This is a genomic window from Psychrobacillus sp., assembly GCF_056205495.1.
In genome coordinates this window covers 1-8370 of record NZ_JBAEAP010000118.1, presented here as the reverse complement: position 1 = coordinate 8370, position 8370 = coordinate 1, and the positions used below count along the sequence as shown (strand labels likewise).

The 8370-nt window shown below is 36.1% G+C and carries 5 protein-coding genes; all 5 read right to left on the bottom strand.

Annotated elements, in window-relative coordinates:
- On the bottom strand, positions 1-2590 hold a 2590-nt coding region (locus AC06OU_RS03600; protein ID WP_475854038.1), incomplete at its 3' end, for a hypothetical protein.
- A gap of 5 nt (positions 2591-2595) precedes the next feature.
- The gene (locus tag AC06OU_RS03595; RefSeq protein ID WP_475854036.1) at positions 2596-4017 is read right to left on the bottom strand and encodes a glycosyltransferase family 2 protein; all 1422 of its coding nucleotides are present in this window, start codon (positions 4015-4017) and stop codon (positions 2596-2598) included.
- Positions 4017-5066 (bottom strand): HEAT repeat domain-containing protein, encoded by a 1050-nt coding sequence (locus AC06OU_RS03590; protein WP_475854034.1) that lies wholly within the window; start codon positions 5064-5066, stop codon positions 4017-4019. The genes AC06OU_RS03595 and AC06OU_RS03590 overlap by 1 nt, the downstream gene beginning before the upstream one ends.
- The gene (locus AC06OU_RS03585; RefSeq protein WP_475854032.1) at positions 5057-5929 is read right to left on the bottom strand and encodes a response regulator transcription factor; all 873 of its coding nucleotides are present in this window, start codon (positions 5927-5929) and stop codon (positions 5057-5059) included. The genes AC06OU_RS03590 and AC06OU_RS03585 overlap by 10 nt, the downstream gene beginning before the upstream one ends.
- Before the next feature lie 645 nt (positions 5930-6574).
- The gene (locus AC06OU_RS03580; RefSeq protein WP_475854030.1) at positions 6575-7429 is read right to left on the bottom strand and encodes an effector binding domain-containing protein; all 855 of its coding nucleotides are present in this window, start codon (positions 7427-7429) and stop codon (positions 6575-6577) included.
- Between the last annotated feature and the right edge of the window lie 941 nt (positions 7430-8370).

Genomic DNA, 8370 nt, shown 5'->3' with positions numbered 1-8370 from the left:
AGGAGAAAAAGTCGTAATATTGATCGACGAGTAAACGAGATTCACTTTCCTTTAAATTTACTATAAAGTCTATCCCGTTTGTAAAAGATATATTAGGCAAGCCTTCAAACTTAGTATTTCCTTGATCCGGAACGACATCTAGAAGAATCATAGGGTATCCAGTAAATGACGTATCATAATCTAATCTTATATATAAATATCTTTCATCATGGTCTACATATAAAGATCGTATACTTCCGTCTTTCTTTTCATAGAACGGCTTCCCCATCCATTCCTCTGTTTTTCCATCGACTCTAATCTTATGGCGATCAAAGCTCAAAAGACCAAACTGTTGCTCATTAGTTTGCGCATTGGACCAGTAAGGGCGTCTATCTGGATTATCATAGTCCACGGTATTCCACGTACGCTTAAACCATTCATCTTGCCAGGTGAAAACTAAGCCTCCTAAGAGCTTTTCTGCCATAATATCTTCAAATAGACGGCTAATTATTTTACCCTGCTCCTCTTCGGAATGAAAACCTTGATTCCAACCAAATGGATTTTTATGCGTTAGCCCCCTAGAGCCTGGCACTCCAAATTCCGCAATTAGTATTGGCATACGATGCACCTCGTGTAGCTCTTTTAAGTAAGCAGCATAGCTATTAAATTCACCACGGTGATCTACAAATTTTTGATAGGACTCCTCATAATTAAAGAAGTCAGGATAATAGGGGTAGACATGGTAGGAAGCGAATTGCTCAGTTAGCTTCATTTCATTTTTTGTGTAGATGACGTTAGGATCTACACCTACCAGATCCTCCTGTTCAGCTGGCTCTGCGGGATGCTCTAAAATATCCGTTGTCACCCAGTTGGTAAAGCTCATTGGTCTTACCCAGTTATAGCTCCCTTTTTCATACTTAACGATAGTATCCATTTGCTCTGCCAACCAATATTCAAAGGGCCTTGCTCCCTTCGTCTCAAAATATGTACCGTCATACTCTCCTATGGAGCTGTGCTTTTCATTTGTATTCAGTACCATGTAAGGGTACCATTCGATGCCTAGAACCCATCCTGCGATATACTCAGACACATCAGCGTTGTAAACACCCGAAGCATGCCCTGGCCTTTCTTTGACTATTTTGTTTCCATGGATCACATCGACAATCGTCTTCATTTCTGTTTGAAAATCTTTCAAATTTTCTTCCTCAAAAGCGTCTAATGATTCCTCCAGCTTTTCTTCATTGATCCAAACGCCATGAAGAACATAAATTTTATTTTCATGTTCCTCGTTATAGCGTTTCAAGGCATTATAAAAGCCGGGAGGATGTAATGTATAAACGCGCACCATGTTAGCGTGCATCTCCCCTATTTGTTTGAACCAGAGATAATATTCTTCCTCGGTAATAGCTGCTTCACCGGGAAAATAGCCTGGTTTTCCCATGCCGATGTTTACCCCTTTAATGGTTAAGGGCTTCCACTGGTCATTCTCATACACTTCAAATGTTTCGCCTTTTACTCTAGCGTTATAGCCCAAGCCATCTTCCATGTTGGTCCCCTCACTTGTATGGAAGTCTTCCAAAATTACCTTCATCATAGGAGCATACGTAGACCAGTAAAAAGCATTATCAGCAAATCTCTCAGCAAATTTATAGATGTTCGCTAGCCCCTTCAGCTGATAAAAAGCAGGAACCTTTGCTACATCATTGAAGTCACCTGCAAAATAATAACTAGATGAATTTGATTGTTCTCTTGCCAAAACTGCAGCAAATTCTGTTGGGATTGAATACTCCTCAAGTAAACTCTTACCTGACTCTGTTAAATCCCATTGATAATTAGCTAAAACCTCAGTTCCCTCTTGTGGCACTACTATGTCAAACCAATATTTGTAATCCGTACTTTTCTCGAGATCAAATTTGGCATTTCCATCCTTCGTAAAGGATACTTGAATTCCTTTTTCGCCAAAATGCTGATCACTTTCTAAAACAATGACATCATTTTTGTCGTTTACTAACACAAATCCTTCTCCGGTGTAGCTCCAATCTTCTACAGAGTCATACACCCAATTTGGAATCTCTTCATTGCTAGTTGGATCCAAATCTTCAAAATATCTTCCTGTCCAGCCAGTCCACTGGAGTCCTAAATAATTTTCCACACTCTCTCTAACTGGAGGTTCAGTAGGATAGGCAAAAGTATTAAATTCCGCGATTAACAAGCTTTTGTCTCGATCACTTAATCTCTTTAGAATATTGTTCCACTCTTCTTGCTCTAGTCCGCCATAAGCTTCGCTACTACCCTCATGAACACCGTAAGTATCAGCCAAGTAAATTACATCATAATTCGAATAGTCATCAGGCAATGCCCGTATTTTTTCCTTATTATTTGGCATAAACCCAAAGTAATCGGATGATGCATCATATGCTTCATCACCATTCGAATATTTTAGATGATTGAGTAACCAAGTGAGTCCTAAATGCTCTCGGTAAGAATCACCTGATACTGTCTTATCAATAATGGCTATACTCACCTTTTCATTTGGTTCTAAAAACCACAGCATAATTGGTAGAAGTAAAATACAGAGGATAGCAATACAAACTAAATAAAATCGTTTCATCTCCACTATCCTTTCTGCGATAAGCCTTTACGCTTCATAGTTCCCCATACGTTTTTACCTATTATAAAATGGAGCAGCCCTTCACATCTCCAAAATAACGTTAACGGCTTGTACCAAAAAATTTCCGAAAGGGATACAATGATTAACCTAAATACATCTCTAACTTTCGGGAATGCATTTGTACTCCATGCTTCTAATAATATGGATAACGCTGAAAAAATGGCTCCATAAACAACAAATAACAGTGCAAGAAGTATAGCAATCTCGTAATAGATATCTCCTAAAAAGAAGGCAATAACAATATAAATATATCCTCCCAATTCAATAACAGGTCCCAAGCATTCTACAATCCAGAAGTAAGGAAAAGAAATCATACCGATTCCTCCGTACTTTGGATTAAAGGTCATTTTTCTATGCTTCCATAAGCTCGTTATTAACCCCTGATGCCATCTTCTTCTTTGTTTCCTTAATGTTGATAGGTCTTGAGGAGCCTCCGTCCAGCAAACCGGATCAGGCACAAATTCAATGCGTTTCTTTGATTTTTTTTCCTTAAGTAAGCGGTGAATTTTAACGACCAGCTCCATATCTTCTCCAATATTATGCTTGGAATATCCACCCGCCTCTATGACCCATTGCTTGGAGAAAACGCTAAAGGCTCCAGATATAATCAGTACTAAATTAAATTTACTAAGTGCAATTCTTCCCATAAGAAAAGCTCTTAAATATTCTACAACCTGCATCACAACTAAGAAGTTATTCGATAGACCAGTTTTAAATATAGATCCTAATTGAATATCTGATCCATTTGCTATTCGAATATTACCTCCCGTTGCGATAACTTCACCGTTAGATAAAATAATAGGTTTCATCACCCGAAGCAAAGAAGTCTCTTCTAGGATAGAATCTCCATCAATAGAGCAAAAGTAAGGGTATCTCGAGACATTAATGCCTGCATTTAAAGCGTCAGCCTTCCCTCCATTTTTTTTATTTACTAACAACAAGTTAGGGTGAATGTCTGACTGATAAATATCTAATATAGGCTCTGTTGATAACTGATCTCGTATAATTTTTGTTATTCTTTTCATTTTAAATTGGTCAATGACCTTTTGCTGTGTAGAATCAGTAGACCCATCATTGACAACGATTAACTCTGTTTGTGGGTATCGCAGACTTAAAAGAGAATGGATGCTATCAATCACACCTGCTTCTTCGTTGTAAGCTGGGACAATAATCGAGACGGGCTTTGAATAAATCACATCTATATAATCATCGTCTAATTCATCCTTATCGAGTTTGGATTGCTTTTTTAGCTGACGGAAAGCCATGAAAAGCATAATACTATACGTTAAAATAACGATGACCATATAAAACAATATGATTCCGGCAAAAAACAAAAGTATATAATCTAAAATATTGGCTAAGCCCATTATGGTTTAAGTCCTTTCCCTAGTGCCTCATTGGCCATATCAATTGCATACCGATCACTTGAATGCTCTATATACTCTTCTAGGCTAGTCCTACCGCTTTTATCCCTCATCATTGTTTTGGCAGCCTGAGAGCGGACCCACCACGACTCATCCTCTAAAAGTATTTCTAAATGAGGGAGCGTATAAGAAAGTGGTAAAAGCTGAAACAATTTAGCTACCATTAACCTTTCCTCCCAAACTGGAGATTTCACAAAAGCTAAATAATTTTCTGGATTATTAATAAATCCAATCTCATAGATCGCCCTAAGGGATTTTATCCGAATCTCAATATCCTCTTGCTGTAGTTGTACTTCTAGATGAGGCAAATACTCTATATCTCTTTTAAGCCCCAAGGTATCAATTAAGGCATAGCGGCATGTTTTGGGTAAATCTGTAATTTTATCTGTTAAGGTATCCAAAAGCTCTGCCGGAAGATTTAAAAGTAGTTTTTTATACTCATATTCTGACAGTTGAACATTACTGATCAGGATATGCTGTAAAAATAAATTTTTATTAAATAGCGAGTAGATTTTCAAAAGCTGAAAGTATTCTTCTCTTGAGATTTTCTTTCTCCCGAGCTTTTCACAATCTTTTTCTAGGGAGTAAATCTTAAAATCTTCTATATGAAACATAGCATTCATTCGTTTACTCCAGCTTTTACTTTGCAGAAGATTCAAATAGAAGTCCTTTAAGTATTCATTAGAAAATTGACTAATTTTCTCTTGAATGGATTCGTTAGAGAGATTCTTTAAGTAGGTCGAAAATATTACTTCTATGCCCATTATCTCTTCTCTACTTGTAGGAATGACCTCCGGATTAAAGGGTACCCCTTCTATTAAGTAGCGACGCCAATTCTCTTCATGCTTGCTGACATAAGATGCTATTTTCGCTTTTATCTTTACTTCTTTGACTCTCTTTATAATTAAGTAAAGACCGATAGAAACGAGTAACAATGTTAATAGACAGATAAGTAGGAGGACAAATTTAATGGAAATTTGAATCATAGCCATAACCTTTCAAAAGTCCTTCTTATCTGTGCCTCAAAAAGTCTAATATTAAATGGTTTTATCAAATACTCATCTACCCCTATTTCGTAGGCATAGAGCATGTCCTCCTCCGATTTCTTCTTGGTCATCATGTACGTTATAAAGCGTTGTTCATTAGGGAGCTGTTTAACCATATGCAAAACTTCGAGCCCATTTTTTCTAGGTAAAATATCGTTCATAATGATGATATGTGTATGGCTAGAACGATACCAATTAGATTCTAAAAAATCATACCCATCAGAGAAAGCTTTTATCTCTAATTCGAACATATCAACATTCATATTTTCCATGGAAGAGCTTAGGACATTCCGAAATATTTCATTTTCCTCTAGAATACTAACCTTAATTTTTTCTATGTCTTTTTCTTTAAATTGTGATATGTATGTTACTTCAAAGGGACTTCCAGTACTATTGACCGCATCTAAAGCTCTGTTTCCAACCTCTAATAATTCCTCAAACTCTACGCGATTGTTCCCTATCTCTATAATAGTTGCGGATAGAGTCAGAGAAGAGACAATGTTAGTGTCTGCAAACAACCTATTTAGAAAGGCTTGCGCTTCCTCCTCGCCACTTTGGGATAGTATGATACACCATTTATGAGGCTCCTTAAGCTCAAAAAGAAAATCAGTTTTTCTAATTTTGCTTCCAAGATAGGATGTTAAATCCTCTTGCTGAAATCCTAACTTTTTAAAAGAAGCCGATAAAAAAACAGCAGTAATTGTCGTACGAGAGCGAACAACATTTGCTTTTAAAACGTTAAAAAAATCTTTTATTTGATTAAAGGCTTGTTTAGAGTCATACTCGCCGTTATGTATAGTTAAGCTCATTTTAATCCCCCTAACTTTTTCCATTATTTTATTTTTGTTTACAAATAATATAATTTTACCATTTATATACCCAATTTATAGAAGATTAGACAATTTAAAATTTTCAATTGAGTAATTTCTCACAAATGTTATTTAATGATTATATTTAGTAGTCCAAAAGACCTCACAAACTTTATCATTGATACAGTTTGTGAGTAGAAAAGAGTATCGTTCTCAAATAGCGATAGATTAAGATAGTCCAAAATTTAGGGATATGATTTTTATGCAGATACAATTCAATTGTGGCATTACTTTCGTGGTTATTCTGAAGGTTCAGGTACACTATATGATTTAACCAAAAATGACCTGGAAATAGATATTGAGGAAGCCTTAAAAAATGTACTTACATAATTGATTAACAAGTATAACCTTCGAGATATGAAAAAAAGTGACTGGGGAATAGAATTTCGGAATATATGAACCAAAAAACATGTACGAATCAACAGAGAAACTAATTGAACTGTGTAAAATTACGAGTAGTTACATTAATTAAGATGATTTTTTTGAACTGTATAGTTGTTGGGCCGAAGAAGAAAGTATATCTAGCCTCCATTCAAAAATCCCACTAGTCGTTTTGGCGTCGACGAATGGGACATCTATTTCAAATTATTTTAATGGAATCCAAATTTCTGAATAGCAATCTGGACTGAATGGATCATCTTCTGTATACCTTTCAAACTCTGGAGTTCCTGCATGTTGATATCCGTTAGCAGGGAACCATTCAGAGAAAATTTGTTTCCAAACTTTCGTCATTGCATCAGGCATTGGACCATGTACTTCAAAAACACCCCATTTAGACGCTGGAAGTTCGATTACTTCAAACCCTTCTTTAACGTCACCTGCATATTCTGTAGCAACCCAATAGTCAATTTTCTCATGAGATTTTTCTACACAAATACCAAGCATTCCTTTAATATGTCCATTATTAATTTGTATTAGCTTGTCGGTAGTGCCATCACCATTTAATTCATCCCACATTTTAGGAATTCCGATTAAATTTCCCTCATTCTCAAGTAAAAATTCTTTTTTTATACCTATTGCTTGGAAACCTTCACGTTCTACGATTTGATATTTCATTGGTTCTGCCCCTTTCAATCTCACCTCTATCACGAGGCGGTTATATGATTTGATCTTGCCAATATTTTTTCTAGCGTCACTTGGTGAAACCTCATGCTGACGCCTAAAGGCTTTTGAAAAAGCCTCGGGAGTATCATAGCCGTACTTAAATGCAAGATCGATAATCTTACTGTCTGTTCTTTTTAACTCGTCTGCTGCCAAAGTCAATCTTCTCCGTCGGATATATTCACCAACTGAGGTTTCTGTTAATAATCCAAATGCTCGTTGAAAATTGAATGCAGAAGAGCTTGCTTCATTTGCAATGTCCTCTATCGAAATTTCTTCTAATAAGTTTTCTTCGATATAGTTAATTGCTTTTTGTAACGATTCTAACCAAGTTGACATGCTATTTCCTCCTTATTTAAATAGTAAATTTATTTCACTTTAAATACCTGTCTTTAAATGCTCTGTTCTGTCAGATTGTATTTCTATAAATAATTTTATCTTTTAATTCACCAAAATAAAGGGGCATCCTAAAAGTTACAGGGAAGTAAAACTCTTAAGTAATGTGGAATAAAGAATCTACTAGCTTTTCACTGGGAGGCATTGTGTGCTGTTTTATCAGGAATCCCACAAAGATAGCAAAATACAGCGTTCGAAATCCTTCAATCATGCGATGGTGAGAATTCGATGGGGCGTTTAATGAGTGGAATAGAAGAATTGATAAAAAAAGATGCACTTAAAGTAATGGGGGCTTTTGTAAAAAACATTAATAAAAAGCTTAGTTATAGTTATTGGTTGATTTTGACTAACCATTCTTTTTTATAGTGACTGTAAGCATACACAAAGGAACTTTCAAATGGCTATTAAGATCATAAATATATTATGAAACTGGGGTGTGACAGTTTTTCTGCTTTGTTTATGCGAGTTAAATTATTAGCGCTTTATCGATGCTAAAGCTGTTCATTTATTGATTGGAGCGCCAGACGGCGACTCCTACGGGATGAGTGAGACAGATAAGACATCACAACCACGCGCGCTAGCGATGGGTGATGGCTTATCGCTCACCCCGAGGAAAGCGTCCGGCTGGTGCGGAAATCAATTCTACTCTCTGATCTAAGATTTCTTTGCATCATAAATCAACCCTAACCTTTAACATAGCCTAATAAAAAAATGAGTCAGGAAAAAAATATCCTAACTCATTTTTTATGTGTATTATAAAACCAACTTTACCTTTAACATATCGTTTGTATTTTTCTTCCCTAACCATCGAATACTTAATTATAAAACTCTTTAGGAATAGCCCCGACAAAGCGGCGGTGGTAGAGTAAAGGATTTTTTTCTTC